1 protein-coding gene is annotated in these 276 nt (G+C 67.4%); it reads right to left on the minus strand.

The window, feature by feature from the left end:
* Positions 1 to 276: hypothetical protein (locus V0R37_RS22115; protein WP_420376560.1), on the minus strand; the 276-nt coding region annotated here is incomplete at both ends.

Raw genomic sequence — 276 nt, forward strand, 5'->3', positions numbered from 1 at the left:
CTGCCTCGGCGGCGCGAATCACGCCGCTGTGTTCTACACAGCGGGTCATGGCGTTCAGCAAGCGGGCTTTATGCAGCGGTTTCAAGCGGCGCAAGCGCTCTACGGCCAGGCTGAGCGCCTGCATGTCATCGGCGTCTTGCAGGGAAGACAACGTAAAGGGCAGCGAGGCCTGGGCAGCCCGCAGCGCGGCAGCCACGGCCTCGTCACCCGCCTGCCCTGGCGCCACTCCCGCCTCAGCCAACACGCCCAACAGGCGCTGACATTCGGCCTGGGTCT

The organism is Pollutimonas rozaliensis (genome assembly GCF_048751585.1).
In the GTDB taxonomy this organism is placed as follows: Bacteria; Pseudomonadota; Gammaproteobacteria; order Burkholderiales; family Burkholderiaceae_B.